This is a genomic window from Candidatus Rickettsia mendelii (genome assembly GCF_057543435.1).
In genome coordinates this window covers 54907-73794 of sequence record NZ_BTGX01000002.1, presented here as the reverse complement: position 1 = coordinate 73794, position 18888 = coordinate 54907, and the positions used below count along the sequence as shown (strand labels likewise).

Below are 18888 nucleotides of genomic sequence, written 5' to 3'. Positions count from 1 at the left end.
ACTGCTACTCTCTGGTATTTCTAAACATCACAAACACCTTTGTGATAAAATATAATATATTAATAATTCTGATTGATGATCATTATGAGATACATTAGATAGAACACCTCTGCTAGATTTATTTATTGTAATACCATGTGTTAAATTTTCCTACATATGATAAACTCGTTCATTTACTTTACTTTTATTTTGAACAAGATTAGGACTTATATCTTTTTGTAGTACTTTAACATTTATCATTTCTTAGTGCTCTTATTTATGCAATTCTTATCCACTTTTATAATTTCTAACAAATAATTCTAGTTAATTTATTGTACAATATTTTCTCTCCATATGTACTAAAATTTATATTTGCTTCACCTAATAATATTAACAAATGCTATTAGTATCTACCAATACTACACCTAAATACTGCTCTTGGGCAGTAATGATACTGTTTCTAAAGAATTATCTCAAAATACTTTAAATATCTCTATTAGCTCTACTACCTTTGCAATGAATTTTAGATGAATGATCATGCAGTGGATTTGTATAAAGATGAGCATAAATAAATGCTTAAAAATTAAATATTAGGAGCTTTAGTATCTAAAAATTTTTGTAATGCAGGTGAATTCTTTGCTATACTTTTTTTAGCTTCTAATATTTAGTTTAGCTAGTTTTATTTATTTACTTTAATATTTTCTAAAATTTTTTGTGCATTACCTAAATGTCTATCTTTTCTTACTTCTAGAGTCTCCTTTATAACATAAACACATAATATTAGTTGAAAATCACTACACTAATTCTAACATAAGTTGGATTAAAACAGCTTAATTAATGCTCTATCAATTTTATTATTCTCTTAGATGCTTTACTTGATAGCATACTATATGTTTTATCTAATAAATTTTCTATATTATTTCTCAATAGGTAGTGTCCTAATTTTATCTGATTATTGATGATAACTCTAGTCTTTATAGAAAATTTTCTAATTCTTTTTTTTGTTGAAGCTTATCAATTTGGTCAGCAGCTTTTACTAGGTTTTCTCATACTGAAATTACTCATTTAGCTACTATTCCTGCTATATTTTTAATATACCTGTAACATCCTCACCTGTAGTAATTTATAGTTCCAGTTCCAACATCTACTGCTGCTTTATCTAACAGCAACTCATGCGTAAACAGCTCTAATTCTAGAAAGCAAAGTATCATCTTTAATATCTTTCTTTTTGATATTTTCTGTAATTCTAAATACCTAACTAGAACATATTTTTGAAGAGATTCAAGATTTAGACTAGTTATATTTTATTTCATACACATTAATAGAAGTTTTAAGCAGTCTTTCATTACTTGCTGTTGTATTTTTTTCTACACCTCATAGAAGTATTAATAGATGGTCTATCACTTAAATTTTCTTTACTTATAAACCTCTATAATGTTTTAGGTATTGTTTCTAAATTGTCATTGCAAGTGACCTTTGATCATGTAACAATTCATAAAAATAACTATAATAATTTTACTAGCTTATTTCATCAAAATTTGCAATTTTTCCTTGCAATGACGATTTATATAATTCTTACCCAATCGCTCTCCCATTGCATAACTAGTTATTAAATTTTTAATAGGTTTTAAATTATTTATGACTTTAAATCCTATTTGTCTTAAATATCTTAAATTTTCTGAATAATGTGAAAAAATATTATTTAGCTCATCTGTTAGCTTATACATAATAAAATTATCATCTTGTCGTAATTTTTGGTATTTTTGCAATGCTGAATTTGTTATTCCTATATTGCTAATTACCATACTTAAGGCTTCTATATCTTTTATGCCTTGATTAAGTCCTTGACCAGCTAAGGGATGCACTATATGAGCACTATCAGCAATAAGAACTATCCGGTTATGAAAATAACTATTTGCTAAACGTGCTTTTAATGGAAAAGCACTAATCTCACTATCAATAGTAATACTACCAAGTGAATTACCAGCATTTCTTTGAGTTAAAAATCTGATTTCTTCTATAGGTAAATTCATTGTTAACAATGCCTGTTCAGCAGAGAGAGACCATATTACAGATGAACTATATTGATCTTTTAAAGGTAATAAAGCAAAAGGACCAAGCGGCAAAAAATGTTCCATAGCACAATTTTCATGCGCTATTTCATGCTTAATGTTAAATGTAAGCGCAGTTTGATAAGATTTTTCTATTTTATTAGCAAAATAATGTGAGCGAGCTCTTGAATTCATGCCATCACATATTATTAACAAGTTACATTTCACTTGCTTATTATCATTAAATTTAATAACTGAGTAATTACTATAGCTGATAACTTCTTGATATTCATTATTATCAATTAATGTTATTAAAGGATGATTAATTACTTTTGATAATAATATTTTTTTAAAATCACTGTTTTGAATCACATATCCAAGTAGGCTATCGTCGTCATTGCGTAAATCGAGTATCTCTGATGCTTTATTATCGACTACATATACATCCTGCATACCTGCTGCAAATTCTTCTACTTCCTTCCACGCATCAATAAAAGATAAGAAATTCTGAGAATATGGAGTTAAAGCAGTTGTCCTAATATCATTAAAAAACTTAGGATCTTTTACTGATTTACTTTCAAATATAGTAGTTTTAATACCCATTCTTGCAAAAGAAAGTGTTGTTAGCATACCGCTAAGACCACAACCTAAAATTGCTATATTAATCTGATTTGTTTGCATTTGACTCATGTATGAAATATTTTAAATATCCATTTGTTGCTATAAAGCCTAGTAAAAGATAAATAATTGCTATATCTAAGTATGAACTATTTCTTAAGTATAATCCTAAACAGCAAATAAATAAACTCACTAAAGTCGTAAAACTATTTAAAATTAATAGATTTGTAAAAATATCTGTTTTTTTAATAAAAAGGTATGTTATTAAGCAAATAAATAAAGAAATAATAATTAAAGAGATGTTAAGCATAATTTTAAAACAAAACATATAATATACTTACATAGTATATTACAATACTGTAAATAAATCTAATTTTTAAATTACTTAAATAATTTTAATCTTAGTTATTACCAATGCCAGCTATTGCTTAATGGAACAAAAAATAGTTAAAATATCATACTGTAGTTGTAGCCGTAATATCTAAAAAGGCAACTAGTAATGGTATATTTTTAGAGATCTCGCTACAAGCTTACAACAGAATAAAAAGTTAATTTTCTAATTATATGATAAATACTAAATAAATGATTTTGTGACAAAAATGTTATAAAAAAATGTTGCTTTCTTGCAAATTCAGCATTAACGTATATACTTAATATTAATATTTTAGGGTAAATTGTAATGTCATTAATAGATGTTTTAATAGTAGATGATGAAGAAGATATACGAAATATTATTGCTGCAATTTTAAAAGATGAGGGTTTTAACCCTAAAGTTGCAGCTAATAGTACTCAAGCTCTTAAAATACTTTCTGAAAAACCAGTATCTGCCGTTATACTTGATATTTGGCTTCAAGGAAGCGAAATTGATGGTCTTGGAATTTTAGAGATAATAAAAAAACGTTATCCTTTAATGCCAGTAATAATTATTAGCGGTCATGGCACTATAGAAACAGCAGTAAATGCTATAAAAATGGGGGCTTATGATTATATAGAAAAACCATTTAATAATGATAAATTAGTGATTGTACTTAAAAGAGCTTGCGAAGTAACAAAATTAAAACGTGAAAATATCGATTTAAAATCAAAGGTTATAGATAAAACTGAATTAGTAGGTGAATGTTCGGTAACCTTAAAATATAAAATGGAAATAGAAAAGGCTGCAACCTCTAGCAGTCGTATTATGATTCACGGTAAGGTCGGTAGCGGTAAAGAACTTGCAGCAAGATTAATTCATAAAAAATCTAAAAGAGTTAATAATCCATTCATTATTTTCAGCCCTACATGTATGACTACAGAAAAAATCAATCAAGAATTATTCGGTGAATTAGACAAGCAAGAAAACAATAATAAGCGCCCTACTATCTTAGAATTTGCAAATAATGGCACTTTATATATAGATGAAGTAAGTAATATTCCTATCCCTATTCAAGTAAAATTATTAAAATTTCTTAAGGATCAAACTATTACAAAGCCTTGTGGAAAAAATGTTAAAGTTGATATAAAAATTATAACTGGTACTTCTAAAAATATACAAGAAGAAGTTAATAATGGTAAATTTCTAGAAGATCTATATTATCGCCTTAATGTATTATCTCTAAAAGTACCATCATTATATAAAAGAAAAGAAGACATACCTTTATTAGTAAAATATTTTGTTAAGCAACTTTCAAAATTTTCAGGTTTAAAAGAACGTATCTTTTCTGATGAAACTATAGCTGCACTCCAATCTTATGAATGGCCAGGTAATATTAGACAATTACGTAATGTTGTTGAATGGACTTTAATCATGAATCCATTAACTACAGGTAGTAATGAAATTATCAAACCTTATATGATACCTTCAGAAATATTAGCAAAAAGTGCTAATCTTACAAAACTTGAAGATAGTTTTAATATGCTATCTATGCCGCTTAGAGAAGCTAGAGAAGTTTTTGAGCGTCAATATCTATCAGCACAAATGAGCCGTTTTAATAATAATATTTCAAAAACATCATCATTTGTTGGCATGGAAAGATCAGCATTACACCGTAAGTTAAAATTATTAAGTTTACATATACCTCCAGCAAATAGAATAAATGAAGAAGAATATGAGGAAGTAAATGCTTAATCATATATTAATAATTACTATTTCTTTATTATTAAGTAGCTGTTCTGAACCTACACGTGATGCAAATGGATTACTTACCGATGCTCAAAGTTCAATAATTCAGAATTATATAACATCACAAAATTCTAAAAATCTTAAAGTTAACCTTAAGGAGCAGTTTGGCTCAAATTTAAAAGGAGTAAAATTAATAGGAGTAAAGTTAATAAATGAAGATTTATCAGGAATAGATTTAACCTCCTGTGAAATATTACGTGTTGATTTTACTGGTACTAATTTACAGGAAGCTATATTAACAAATGCTATAATTCAAGAAAGTAATTTTTCAGATTCAGTAATAAAAAATATTTCCGGATATAATTCTGATTTTCAAGGCTCAATTTTTAATAATGTAACATTACAAGATATAAATTTTATTCAATCAAATTTTAGCGATACTGCTTTTAATAAAACTACTATAAAAAATGTTAATTTTGAAAGCTCTAAGCTTAGTCATGTATTATGGAGCGATAATACTATTGACAGTATTAACTTTCAAAAAGCTAGCCTAAAGAATAATAGCTTTAAAAATACTCATGTAATAAATTCCATATTTTATGGTACTGATTTAGAAAGAAGTATAATAAATAATAGCCAATTCATTAATAATTATTTCGAATCTAGCGACCTAAGTCACACTAAATTAATATCTGTAATAATTAAGGATTCTAATTTTACACGAAGTATTTTTAATGAAATAAGCTTTGATAACATACAAAGTAATAACTCACTTTTTTCTTATACGTCCTTTCAAGATTCAATATTACAAAATATTAGTATTACTAAATGTGATTTACAAAATAGTACAATTAGTAATTCAATTTTAAATCAGTTTAAAATTGATAATAGTATATTAAATAATGCAAGTTTAAATAATAATAAACTTAATAAGTTATCAATAAAAAATAGCAATGCTAATTTTTTAAGACTTAATAAAATTAAAGGTTCAAATATTACTTTAGATAATGTAAGTTGTACTAATAATATTTTTAGCAATAATGATGTTACGCAATTAATAGTGATTAATACTGATTTAAATAACAATGAGATAATAAACTCAAATATAACTAATGGACAATTTAATAATGTAAATTTTTCTAAATCTTTAATACAAAGCGTAAATTTTACAGATGTTAAAATTACTTTAGGCAATTTAAATCAAGTAGCTCTAATAGATTCAAACATAATAAATACTTTATTTAATCATTCTTCTATTTCTAATTCACAAATAAATAATACTAACTATATAAATTCCAGTTTGGTTAATACCAGTTTTTCTAATAACATTATTTTAAGTAGTGATAATTTTAGTAAATTTCCTTCAAATATATTAATAAGTTCAGTAAAAGATTTACAAAAAATCACTCACTTAACAAACATGAATTTTGCAAACCTTGACCTAAGTAACCTAATATTTGATAAATTAGATTTTTCAAATGCTATTTTTAGAAATGCTAACTTAACAAATACGGTAATAAAAAATTCTATTATAAAAGAAGTAAATTTTTCTTCAGCAATACTTAATAAAACAGATTTTTCAAATTCAATATTAACTGATAGTATATTTAAGTCTGCTAAAATTGATCAAGCTAACTTTAGTAATTCTGACCTAACAAATGTTGATTTTCGTGATGCAGAAATAAAAAATACTTCTTTTACAAATTCTAAAACTAATAAAACAAAAGGGATATAAATTTCTATTTTAGACATTTATACAGCTTTATGATAAGCTTATTTTATCAACGTTGATGTTGTGGTAATGGCTTTTTATTATTAGGAGTACTAGATGATACAAATGAATTATTTTTTTTAAAAGTAGTAGTATGATGTTTCTGCATTCTATTAACAAGTTGTTGTTGTTTAAGATTATTTATCTTTTGTTTTCCAGCTACTGCTATGGATTTAGTAATTTTAGCAGTTTCTACTAAGAATTCTTGAGGAGTTTGCAATTGTTCAATTCGTTCATAATGATTTTTCAGAAATTTTTCTCCTACTTCCTTCTTAACTTCTTTCAAATCAACATACGTTTTATATAACTCCTTTAATTTTATTTTAGATTCTTCTATTTGTTTGTCAGAGGATTTGCTATAGATTGAATTAATAGCATTAATAAAACTACTACTTATTTCTTTTAGAATATTAATTGCTGGTGAGGCTATCTTCTTTATTCCTTCAAAAATTTTATTTAAGCCGCTAGCAATAATATCTAATATTTTATGCTCATATTCCTTAGGTACATTATCAACATTTTTAATAATATCACTAGCTTCACTTAGATTATTAGCAAGATTAAGTAATGCTTTCTTTTCATCTAATTCAATGGATTGATCAGCATATATGCTAGCTATATCTGCCTGAGTGTTTATACCATCAGTAATTATTAACTTAGTATCATCAAAAGAAAGATTTACATGTTTCTTTTCTTGCTTTATTAGAGTATCTTGCCCCAATCTATTTTTTTCTAATTTAACTTCAGATTGTATTTGTTCTAGCAGTTTATCTACTTCATTATTAGATCTATTTGCTACTGGATTACTGTCTCTGCCTTTAAGTTTTGCAAGCCTTTCTTCTAATTCTTCAAGTGATGGAGGCGTACCTTTAAGCCTTGCAAGCCTTTCTTCTAATTCTTTCATTATCTGATCGTGATGCTGTTTCTTAGACATATGTATACCTGTAATATATTATTCTCAATTATTAATAACACAAAATGCTAATTAAAATAAAGCATTTATTAATAATAAATAATAAATAATTAATATTTACAAATACTTGTCTAATACATCTGACATAATTTTACGAGCTATAGGAGCTGCTGATTTACTTCCACCCCCTCCATGATCAACAAAAATAGTAACAGAATATCTAGGATTATGATAAGGAGCAAAACCTAAAAATAAAGCATGATTACGGCGTTCCCAAGCTATAGATTTACGACTTAAATCATCTTTAGCATTGGCTTTCCCTTGTACTTGAGAAGTACCTGTTTTACCAGCAAGTTGCCTATTTTTACCTAAGATTCTGTTATAATAAGCAGTACCTCCTGCAACATTAACCGCATTATACAGACCTTCCTGTACTATTTTAATATTTTTAGGATTAATATTAATTTTATGAAACTCCGGATCATTTTTTACTATTCTTGGTGTATATAATTTACCCATACTTGCAATAGCTGTAATAAATCTTGCAAGCTGCAGTGGTGTAACACCTAGGAATCCCTGCCCAATTGCTAAATTAAAAGTATCACCTATTGACCAAGGAAGTTTTAATTTTTTCTTTTTCCATGCTTTTGAGGGAACAAAACCTGCATTTTCAGGAGATAAATCAATACCAGTCTTGGAGCCAAAACCAAATTCTTTAGCAACTTCAAGAATTTTCTCACAACCTATTATTCTAGATAATTCATACATATAAATATTGCAAGAATGCTTTAAAGCAGAAAGCATATCAAGAGTACCATGTCCACTATGATTCCAACACCTAAAGCTATTAGTACCAAGAACAGAAGCACCGCTACAAAAAAAAGTTTTATTTGGACTAATACCGACTTCAAGTGCTGCAAGTACTGTTACTATTTTAAAAACTGAACCCGGTGGATAAGAATTTTGTATTACTTTATTAATTAAAGGTTTATAAGGATCATTAGTTAAAGTTTGCCAATAACTTTCTGATAATTTACTAAAATTATTTGATTTAAAAGCTGGTGAAGAAGTACAAATTAATAGATTTCCAGTTTGAGTATTCATAACTATCGCTGAAGAACCTTTAGGACTTAAATATTGCTGTATATTCTGTTGAAGAGTGACATCAATATTTAGATGAATATCTTGTCCTGATTTACTTGGGCTACCAGTGATTTCTCTTACTTGCTTACCATAAGCATTCACCTCAATTTTTTTATAACCGAACTCTCCTCGTAATTTGCTATCATAATATTTTTCAATCCCAGATTTACCAACATTAAAATCACTTAAACTATATATATTTAACTTCTGTTTTTCTTGTTCATTTATCTGACCAAGATAACCAATTAAATGAGAAGTAACATTTGAAAAAGGATAAAATCTTAAATATCCTATATTAATAAATATTGAAGTAAGTTTGTGTTTCTGCTCTTCAATTAAAGAAACTTGCTGCCAATCTAGCTGATCAAGTATGACTAAAGGTATATGACGATTAGATTTTTTAATTTTTTGTTTAATATAGTTACATTTTTCTAAAGATAAATTTAAAATATTACTAATAATTTCTAGTTCACTTAAATAATTATTATTAATGCTTCTATCTATTATTAACTGATAACATGGTTTATTAGTGGCTAAGATATTACCTTCTAAATCATAAATTTTTCCTCTAGTGGGAGGTAAAACAACAAAATTGATACGATTTTTATCAGATAAAGTCTTATATTCCTCACTTTTAATAAGTTGTAAATAAAACATTCGCATTCCAAGTAGCGATAAAAACCCAAGTTTACCTATTCCAATTATAAAAGCTCGGCGAGAGATTAATTGATTATGTAATATTTTTTTGTTTAGCATGTTTTTTGAAGTAATCTAGAGGAGAATCTAGTATAAAACGAACTAAATTATAAGAAAATATAGTGGTTAAATATTGAAAAAAAATTGTTAAATATCCATCTATTTCTAACTTTTTCATCATTACTAATAAATATTTTAAATGTAATACAAATAAACAATAAACACAAAAGATAACAAAATTTATCAAATAACCTTTGATTACAAAAAACTTTGAAGATAATTTAAAAATTATATATGCCAATAAAAAAACTAGTTGATTCGTTCCAAGCGGCACAGCATTTATTTGATCGATCAATATAGTGATAAAAAATACTCCTAAAACATTTAAGGAATATAGAGACATAAAATAGTAAATAAATATAATTTCCAGAGCAGGGAAGATTCTGCTTTGAATACCTACTTTATAACTCACTAATGGAAATAATATTATAAAAAAACATAATATTGCAAATAGTAATTTTAACATTATTTGCAAACTGTTTTTTAATATTTCTTGTTTTATCTTTAACATACAATAAGTTTAATTTATCATATCACTTCTACTATTCTTTATAATCTTTAAGTATTGTTGCTTTAGGAAATCCTACTATCATAACGCAACTTAATTTACCATAAGCATTATTGGTAATTATAATGAAGGCACTCTATATCATTCTTTTATAGACATGAATCTAGAAAAAGAGCAGCAAATTAGGTTTTTAAGTTCTACAACTCTAAATTTTACTAACTTCAAAATGGATACCTGCTCTCATAGGAATGACACGTAAGCTATGCAACAACACTTGTAACTATAACTACATGATAATATTTAGCTGAATATTTTACATAACACATTATACAATAAATATTATAACCCCATTATACTTAATATAAAATAATTCCCTATTTTATACAACAATGAAAATTCTTTAAATTTGATGCCATACATCTATGCTCTTAAAAACTTTAACCACATGCCTTTGGGGGAAATGGCCAAAATAGCATACCATGCTACCTAGCAATAAAACCAATGTCATGCTAGGAATAACATCACAGATATTTACTTTATAATAATACCTAATTTAACTTTCTTCCTCCCCATGCTCTACTGGCTCTATGCAATATAAAGATATCATGCGCTCAAGTATTCTACCTGCTGTAGGTGCAGCAGTCCAGCCAGCTGTAGCCAACCCAAATGTTTCTTTAGTTGGCTTTGGTTCATCAATCATAATATAAATAACATATTGTGGATTTGAGGTAGGAAGTATTCCTAAAAATGAGGTCATACGACTATTTTTAAGATATTTCTTTTTACCTTTAACTCCTGTTGCTAATTTCTCTGCTGTACCGGTTTTACCGCCGATTAAATATCCTTTTACTTCTGCTCTTTTACCAGTACCTTCCTTTACTACAGTTCTAAATAACTTCCTCATTTGATTTGAAGTATTTTCACTAAAAACTCTTGTACCAGTTACCTTTTCATCTTTTCTCTTTAATAAAGTAAGATCATATAAAATACCACCATTTACTACTGGTAAAATTGCTCTGATGAAATGCAATGGGCTAATTGAAATACCATAACCGTAAGACATTGTAGCACTTGTTATCTCACTCCATCTTTTCTCAGAAGGAAACAATGGAGTACCACGCTCTGGTAATTCTATTTGTAACTGATCTAGTAAACCTAATTTCTTTAAATATTTTTTAAAATTACTTTTACCAATCTCAAACATAATTTGACTTACACCAATATTTGATGAATGCAAAAAAATATCCGATACGCTATGCCATCCTTGTCTAGGTGTATAATCCTTAATTTGAAATCCACCAACTTTCATATAGCTTATATCATAAGCATCATTCATATTTATTGCACCAGTATCAAAACCAACTGCCATAGTCAGTGACTTAAACACTGAGCCTATTTCATAAATCCCAAGACTTGCCATATTAAAGAGCTGTTGATGCTTTGCAAGATTAGGATAATGAGGATCAAAATCTGGTTTACTTACTAATGCTAAAATCTCACCATTATTTGGATCAGCAATAATTCCCACTGCTCCTACCGCATTAAACTGTTTTAAAGTTTTATCTATCTCTTCACTTAAAATGCTTTGTAATCTTATATCAATCGATAATTTAAGTGCCTCTTTTTGCTTACCTGGCTCATTTAATGCAGGATCAGAATTAGTTAAATATCTATCGTAAGCAAGTTCAAGGCCGCTAAGCCCTACTAAATCTCTACTAACATAACCGACAATATGTGATAATAAATTAGAAAATATATAAATTCGTTTTTGTTCTTCTTCAAAATCAAAACCAAGTAATCCAAGACTAGTTATTTTTTCTTGCTGACTAGGTAGTAAATCTCTTTTTACCCATATGAAACTTTTATTTGATTTTAGTTCTCCCAGTAATTTAGTTTTGTTAATATCAGGCAAAATTTCTGCTAATTTTTTTACTGAAGTTTCAGGATCAAGGACTATTTGTGGATTAGCAAATAATGATGCAGAAGGTAGATTAACTGCTAATAAATTATTATTTCGATCTACTATTTCTTTCCTAAATTTACTATCTTTTTTATAAGAATGAGGATTTTTATCATAAACATTTGTAGCAACTATTATTAACCTATAAGATAAAACACAAAAAAGAAAAGCAAACCCACAAATAACAATCAATAATCGGATTTTTATATTTTTACTACAAATATTCCAAAATATTAGATTTTTAATTATAGGTTTCCATTTTTCTAAAATTTGCTTCATATTAAATTTGTATCAATATATACTTACAATAAATAATGATCGCAATAGACTAAATTTAATTTGGAAAAGATCAAGGCGCCTCAGAACTGATAAATACAGCGTAGAATATTAGTAAGGATTATCAGCGAGAAGCAACACAGCCAATTTTTTAAATTAAATTTCGCCTATTTATTACTTGTTTCTACTTGAAACAGTCTTTATATATTTATTATTCGTAATTCTTTTATAATGCCATTTATTGCTCTTAGAAAGAGTAATATTATGACCAAATTTAAGATTTTGATCAATATTTGGCGCTAATGGATCTTTTATCATTTGGTAAGACTTAACTGTTTCTAATGCTAAATAAGCTGTCATAAGCTTTTTTAATCTGCTAGGCGAAAGTAGATAAGCTTGTTCTGCTTTTAAAATATGAATATTATTACATTCACTATTTATTTGTTTTAAAACATTACTTAATTGGTAATCCAGAATTGAGACGCGTTCTTTTATGCTAAACAAACTACATACTGCTATAACTATTACCAGTAATACTAAATAATGAAATTTTTTAATACTCATAATTGTATTTACTCATATATCTTTTTTGCAGCTCTAAGTTTTGCTGATCTTGCTCTAATATTTAATGCTATTTCTTGATCTGTAGGAGATAGAGCTTTATTAGTAATAATTTTAAGCCATTTATTTGAGTTCATTATTATGTCTTCTTTAGCATATTTTGACCTTGCTAATGGTTGTTCAGAGTTTTCTTTGAAAAAATGCTTAACTATTCTGTCCTCTAGAGAATGAAAAGACACAATAACTAAACGACCATCTTTTTTTAATATATTTCGTACATTTGATAGAAACCTTTCTAATTCTCCAAGCTCATCATTTATATAAATTCTAATAGCTTGAAAGGTTTTAGTTGCAGGATCAATTTTACCCTTTCTAAAACCTACACTACTTCTTACAATCTCAGCTAATTTTCCAGTACTATCAATTTTTGTTGTTTTTCTATATTGGACAATTCTTTTAGCAATTTTTCGTGAAAAAGTTTCATCACCACATTTATAAATTACGTCTGCAAGTTCTTTTTCTTCAACTTCATTTATAAATTCTTCAGCACTGAGACCTTGCTTGCTCATACGCATATCTAAAGGACCATCATGTAAAAATGAAAATCCTCTCTCTGCAATATTTAGCTGCATCGATGAAACACCTAGATCTAAGACTATACCATCAAACTTTTTTGCGCCCAACTTATTAAAACTATCAGCAAAATTTGTCTCTATAAAATCAAATTTATTCTTATAATTCTCTTTAACTTTTGCTGCTGTCTTAATCACATTTGGATCACGATCTAAGGCCATGACATAACAATCACAACTATCTAATATTGCTTTGCTATACCCCCCTGCTCCAAATGTACAATCTAAATAAGATTCACCATCTTTTTGAGCTAAAACTTTTAGCATCTCATTCAACATTACAGGTATATGAGGTTGCTGCATTATTCCTACTTAAGTATTTCTTAAAGTTAAACGCTTTGCGCGGACAATTTTTTGAGCAGCACTTAAATATTCTTGGAAAACTTGCGGCTGCCAAATCTCAAAAATTACTCCTTTACCTACAAAACATGCCTGATCTTCAATACCAGCATGTTGCATTAAAGATTGTGGCAATATTATTCTTCCCTCTCTGTCAAACGAAAGCTGTACTGCTTCACCAAGTATTATAGTTTCAAAAGCATCACGCTCCTCAGAGTAAGGATCAAGCGTTGCTATCATTTGCCTTAATTTCTCTATATGCGAAATACTGCACGCTTCTATACAATTATTCCTAATGGATGGATAAGCAATCACACCAGTAAATGTTTCTTTCCCAAGCACTGCACGATAATGTGCTGGCACCGACACTCTACCCTTCTTATCAATATTATTGATATATTTCGACAAAAATATATTCATTTAGTACATATTTGGGTTATTTTGGGATTTAATGGAAAATTATAAGATATTATAGGAATATGTAAGAGTCAAGGAGTTTAATTGTATAAAATTTAAAATATTGACACATGTTTTAAATTTAGGGATTTCAAAGTACAGATCATTAATATTTAGAATGCAAAAACTTATTTATCTGAGTTTATAAATTTAGCAGAAAGTGGCAAAGAAATAATTATACGCAAAGTTATTAAATCTATGGTTAAATTTTTACAATATAATTCTAAAGAAACAAAAATGTAAGTTAGGTTCTTAGTAGAGACAGACGCTAATCATAAATCCTCAATAAGTTTCATTATGCTTCTTGAAGGATAATGATGAACAACAGAAAGAATTTCTATAATAAAACTTCTTCTACCAAGCAGTGCTTCAACAGATTTAGATAATTCATACGGCATTCAATTAGTTATTCTTGGAAGACATACAAATATAGTTTAATTATTACTATAATATAGAAATACAGAACTAATCTTAATGTAATAATTCTATACTCTTGTTCTGATAATTCAGATAAAAACTATTAATACCTGAAGATAAGCCAGAGCTGAAAACTTTATTAAAACTTGCAAAAGCATGTAAAGATAATAATTTTTGCACACTAAACAGCTCTGTATTAATAAACTATTTACTTCATAATGCATTTATACAAAATAACGGTAACAATAGTTTGATAGATTTAAACAAGTGTAATGACAAAGAAAATTATATACTCATAATTGGATACAAGCTCTAACAAGAAAATGTCTAAAAAATACTAAATATGCTATAAGTTCTACAGTACAAGTATAGATATAAAATAAGTTTTATATTTAATGATAATTTTAAAACATTTTTAAATAATACTGTTGACACTTTTGATATATTATATGATGCTGTAGTAAATTTTAATATACTAGCTTTTATTGGCTTTAATAATGCTAATTTTGAAACGAATTTAAGCAATTTTACTTCATATGCTTTAGGACTAACAGTACGAACTGCTAGATTTATGATAAATGATAGAGAAGAATCAAATATGCTATTTGGTAATTCTTCAATTCCTTCAGTAATCTATTTACTAAAGATGAATCAATAACAATTTGCTACGTACTTGCTGTATTAGCTGTTTTAAAAATACAAGCATATTTATAAAAATAGTAAAAAAACTTTAGCTCAAGATAATTACAATACTTAATATGCTGATAAATCTATTAGGTAAAAAAGAAAATTACTTTGTAAAACATCAAGATAATATTATATAAATATAATCCTGATAAGATATTTAAAATAAATATACTATATCAGTTTTAAGAGGTAAGGCTGCATAATTAATAACTTTGAATTCTACCTGCATATAACAAAAACCAATAAAGTAGTAGCATTAAATTTCAAAGCGAGTTTGCACAATATATATAAGCACATGAGCAAAAATGATTCTTGCAAAATTTGCTGTCAATATCTTACTGATTAAAGCTATAGCTTAGCCATAGGCAGCAAAACCTTTCATAACTAAGAATAACTTCCTTTTCAATATTACCTAGTATATTGTAATGACCTATAGTGAAGTTTGCAATTTAAAAACTTAGCATAATTTATGTTTAAAATACCTATAGATAATATTATTGTATTCATATATCTAATATCCATTTTACTTATAGGTATATATTACAGAGCTAAGCATAGTAGTTTTAAGAATTATGCGAATGTTGAAAGCGAAGCAAAAAACAGTAAGCTTTTATTAATAGCTACAATATTTGCAAGCTCAGTAGGAGGTGCTACCACCTTTGGCATTACAGAAAAAGCTTTTCTTGGTCACATATATTATGCTTATGCTTTAATACTTACTATACCAGTAGATATATTAATTGCCATTTATATAGTACCTTTAATTGCAAAGCATTATGGTGCTGAAAGCATTGGCGATATAATGAGCACATATTACGGAAATATTGGTCGTTTTATCGGAGGAATTAGCTCAGTTATTGTTTCAGTTGGATTTTTAGCTGCTCAAATAAGTGTCAATGGCTATGTTTTTCAATATATTTTAGGAATAAATTATGTAGAAGGAGTAATTTTAAGTTACAGTATAGTGCTTATATATACTACAATCGGCGGTTTACAATCTATTATTTTTACTAATTTACTACAATTTTTTGCTATGATAATAGCTATACCAATTATAACTTTTATTGGTCTAAATAAAATTGGATTTACCAGCTTTATCAGCAACTTACCCAGTGCAAACATAAATTTTGATCAAACAAATTTATTTCCTTATATAGCTGCTACAGCTTTAAGCTTTAGTGTTATGAATTTATATCCTACATTTATTCAAAGAGCTCTAATTAACAAAAGCCCTAAGCAAACAACTAAAGCAATATATATAAAATCTACTATATATTTATTCTTTTTAATTTGCATTACTTTAAACGGTTTAATTGCTTATAACCTCTACCCAAATCAACCATCAAATTTAGTGCTACCTTATTTAATCAATCAAATAATTCCGCCATTAATCCAAGGAGTAGTAATAAGTGGGCTGCTTGCAGCAGTAATGTCCACTGCAGATTCTGATTTAAATGTTACTTCTATAGCTATAGTTAAGGATATAATCAACCCTATTTTTAAAGTTAAAAACCAACAAAAATTGCTATTAATTGCTCGAATTATCAATGTAATAATAGGAAGTTTTGCTATAATTATAGCTTTAAAATTTAATAATGTAATAGATTTAGTTGTATTTTTTACTGGTTTTTGGGGACCTGTAATATTAGTACCGTTAGTAACAACATTTTTTGGTATTGCAGTACAAAAAAAAATAATGATTTTATCATCAATCAACGGAATAGCTGCATTTTTAATTTGGGAATATTATTCTTTATCTATACAATATTTTAATCTGAACGGAGTTTTTATAGGAACAATAGCTAGTTTTATAATATTTAGTTTAGGACTTATGCAGCGCAGTAAAAATCATTTTAGCAAGTGATTTACTAATACCTTTTACTTTAGCAAGATCATCTAAAGTTGCATCACATACCCCTTTATACGAACTAAAATAATGTAACAATGCCTTTTTACGAGCTTTACCAATATTTTCTATCTCATCAAGACTTGATATTTTTATAGCACGTGATCTGCCAAGCCTGTGATTCTTTATTGCAAAATTATGAGCTTCATCCCTAAGTATTTGCAAATATTTCATAACTGGTAAATTTTTATCTATCGTAAATACTTCTCTGCTAATCATATGGAATTGCTCAAGTCCAGCATTTCTATTGGGCCCTTTTGACATGCAAACAAAAGGAATATCAATTTTAAATTTATCCAATACTTCCTTCATAACACCTAAATGTCCCTTGCCACCATCTATAATTATTAAATCTGGTAATTTATACAATTCTTGTTTCAATCTTGTAAAACGCCTTGTTAATACTTGCCTTAACATTTTATAATCATCACCATTAGTAGTTACATTAATATTAAAAACTCTATATTCTTTTTTATCAAAACCTGATTTACCTGCAACTACCATAACGCCTACTGCAAATTTACCTTGAATATGACTATTATCGTAAATTTCTATTCTTTCAGGAATTTTAGGTAGATTAAATAATTCTTTAATATCTAACATAAGCTCTTGATTTTTAGTAAATTTCTTTAAATATTGCTCAAGAGAAAATAATGCATTGGTTTCAGCATTCTGAACTAACTTAGCTCTGGTACCTTTAGTAGGTACTATAATATTAAGCTTAGCTATATTGTTAATTTTTTTAATTGCTTTTATGATATTCTCTTTATTATTAATTTCATAATTAATAATAATCTCAGAAGGTACTTGTTGTTTTTGATAAAATTGTAGTAGAAAATATTCTAATATTTCTTCTTTAGTACTATTTTCAGTAGAAACAGGAAAATATGGTATATTGCCGCATGTCTGTCCCATTCTATATAAAAATACTTCTATACAATAATGCCCATTTTTCTCTACAGCAGCAATTATATCTGCATCTTTAACAATACACGATACACCAGCTTTAAGCTGTACATAACTTAAAGCTTTAATGCGATCTCTAACCTCTGCTGCCTCTTCAAAACGCATTTGCATGCTTAGCTCTTGCATCTTTTGCGATAGATTCGCTTGCAGCTCCTTAGTACGACCTTGCAAAAAATCTTTAACCTGCTCTACTAGTTCTGCATAATCTTCTTTATTTATCTTACCTACACATGGAGCACAACATCGCTTGATTTCATATTGCAAGCAAGGACGAGTACGCAAATTAAAATAATTATCATTACAAGAACGTAATTTAAAAATTTTTTGTAATTCTGTTAAAGTAATATTAACTTCTGTAGAAGAAGCAAAAGGCCCAAAAAATTTACCATTATCTAAAGTTTTACCACGATATTTTATCAATTGTGGAAAATTATGGTCTAAGCGTAATTTAATGAAAGGGAATGATTTATCATCTTTGAGGAGTATATTAAACTTGGGTTGAAATTTCTTAATTAGCTGTGCTTCTAAAAGTAATGCTTCAACTTCAGAATTGGTGACGCTATATTCTAAAAAGAAAGTATTGGCAACCATCCGAAGCGTTTTAGTATCTAAATCAGTTTTAATATAATTATTAAGACGCTTTTTTAAGTTTTTAGCTTTACCAATATAAATAACCTGCTTATTAATATCAAGCATCCTATAAACTCCTGAATATTCAGGAATTTCTACAAGCTTAGACTTGATCAAGCTACTTCCAGTAATTTCTAAAGTCATGTTGTTTTTATGTCATTCTCGAAAAACATTATTTGCATGGTTTTTATATTATTACTGCTTTTGCTGGGGAACGA

At 27.5% G+C, this 18888-nt stretch carries 13 protein-coding genes and 1 pseudogene; 3 read left to right on the top strand and 11 right to left on the bottom strand.

Going from position 1 to position 18888, the window contains the following annotated elements:
- Positions 1 to 1562: 1562 nt before the first annotated feature.
- Positions 1563 to 2720 (bottom strand): annotated as a pseudogene (gene ubiH / locus AC27F4_RS00315) (2-octaprenyl-6-methoxyphenyl hydroxylase); the annotation flags it as partial.
- Positions 2692 to 2958 carry a monovalent cation/H+ antiporter complex subunit F gene (locus tag AC27F4_RS00310; RefSeq protein ID WP_487060980.1) on the bottom strand — a complete coding sequence of 89 codons (267 nt, stop codon included), beginning with the start codon at positions 2956 to 2958 and terminating at the stop codon, positions 2692 to 2694. The pseudogene ubiH and the gene AC27F4_RS00310, both read right to left, overlap by 29 nt.
- A gap of 369 nt (positions 2959 to 3327) precedes the next feature.
- On the opposite strand from AC27F4_RS00310, the gene AC27F4_RS00305 reads away from it, so the two are divergent.
- Together AC27F4_RS00305 and AC27F4_RS00300 are read left to right on the top strand one after the other, a co-directional pair.
- Entirely contained in the window at positions 3328 to 4755 is a 1428-nt protein-coding gene (locus AC27F4_RS00305; RefSeq protein WP_487060962.1) for a sigma-54-dependent transcriptional regulator, read from the top strand.
- The gene (locus tag AC27F4_RS00300) at positions 4748 to 6484 is read left to right on the top strand and encodes a pentapeptide repeat-containing protein (protein WP_487060960.1); all 1737 of its coding nucleotides are present in this window, start codon (positions 4748 to 4750) and stop codon (positions 6482 to 6484) included. The genes AC27F4_RS00305 and AC27F4_RS00300 overlap by 8 nt, the downstream gene beginning before the upstream one ends.
- A gap of 46 nt (positions 6485 to 6530) precedes the next feature.
- Here the strand turns inward: AC27F4_RS00300 and AC27F4_RS00295 are convergent, their stop codons facing one another.
- The 8 genes from AC27F4_RS00295 to AC27F4_RS00260 all read right to left on the bottom strand — a co-directional run bounded on the left by AC27F4_RS00295 (position 6531) and on the right by AC27F4_RS00260 (position 14462).
- Positions 6531 to 7454 carry a hypothetical protein gene (locus tag AC27F4_RS00295; protein ID WP_487060958.1) on the bottom strand — a complete coding sequence of 308 codons (924 nt, stop codon included), beginning with the start codon at positions 7452 to 7454 and terminating at the stop codon, positions 6531 to 6533.
- 96 nt (positions 7455 to 7550) lie between these two features.
- Entirely contained in the window at positions 7551 to 9332 is a 1782-nt protein-coding gene (gene mrdA, locus AC27F4_RS00290; RefSeq protein ID WP_487060956.1) for a penicillin-binding protein 2, read from the bottom strand.
- Positions 9307 to 9843: a hypothetical protein gene (locus AC27F4_RS00285; protein ID WP_487060954.1), complete on the bottom strand. Its 537-nt coding sequence runs from the start codon at positions 9841 to 9843 to the stop codon at positions 9307 to 9309. The genes mrdA and AC27F4_RS00285 overlap by 26 nt, the downstream gene beginning before the upstream one ends.
- A gap of 550 nt (positions 9844 to 10393) precedes the next feature.
- Positions 10394 to 12079, bottom strand: a complete 1686-nt coding sequence (locus AC27F4_RS00280) for a peptidoglycan D,D-transpeptidase FtsI family protein (RefSeq protein WP_487060952.1) — start codon at positions 12077 to 12079, stop codon at positions 10394 to 10396.
- Between the two features lie 171 nt (positions 12080 to 12250).
- Positions 12251 to 12640 (bottom strand): cell division protein FtsL, encoded by a 390-nt coding sequence (ftsL, locus tag AC27F4_RS00275; RefSeq protein ID WP_487060950.1) that lies wholly within the window; start codon positions 12638 to 12640, stop codon positions 12251 to 12253.
- Between the two features lie 8 nt (positions 12641 to 12648).
- Positions 12649 to 13572, bottom strand: coding sequence for a 16S rRNA (cytosine(1402)-N(4))-methyltransferase RsmH (gene rsmH / locus AC27F4_RS00270; protein WP_487060948.1), 924 nt, complete (start codon positions 13570 to 13572; stop codon positions 12649 to 12651).
- Between the two features lie 9 nt (positions 13573 to 13581).
- Complete coding sequence (mraZ, locus tag AC27F4_RS00265; protein ID WP_487060946.1) at positions 13582 to 14028, bottom strand: division/cell wall cluster transcriptional repressor MraZ; 447 nt, start codon at positions 14026 to 14028, stop codon at positions 13582 to 13584.
- Between the two features lie 308 nt (positions 14029 to 14336).
- Positions 14337 to 14462, bottom strand: a complete 126-nt coding sequence (locus AC27F4_RS00260; RefSeq protein ID WP_487060944.1) for a hypothetical protein — start codon at positions 14460 to 14462, stop codon at positions 14337 to 14339.
- A 1175-nt stretch (positions 14463 to 15637) separates the two neighbouring features.
- Here AC27F4_RS00260 and AC27F4_RS00255 point away from each other — a divergent pair.
- Positions 15638 to 17032, top strand: coding sequence for a sodium:solute symporter family protein (locus AC27F4_RS00255; protein WP_487060942.1), 1395 nt, complete (start codon positions 15638 to 15640; stop codon positions 17030 to 17032).
- On the opposite strand, the gene uvrC is transcribed toward AC27F4_RS00255, so the two are convergent.
- Complete coding sequence (gene uvrC / locus AC27F4_RS00250; protein WP_487060940.1) at positions 16991 to 18814, bottom strand: excinuclease ABC subunit UvrC; 1824 nt, start codon at positions 18812 to 18814, stop codon at positions 16991 to 16993. The two genes, AC27F4_RS00255 and uvrC, sit on opposite strands and share 42 nt — an antisense overlap.
- Between the last annotated feature and the right edge of the window lie 74 nt (positions 18815 to 18888).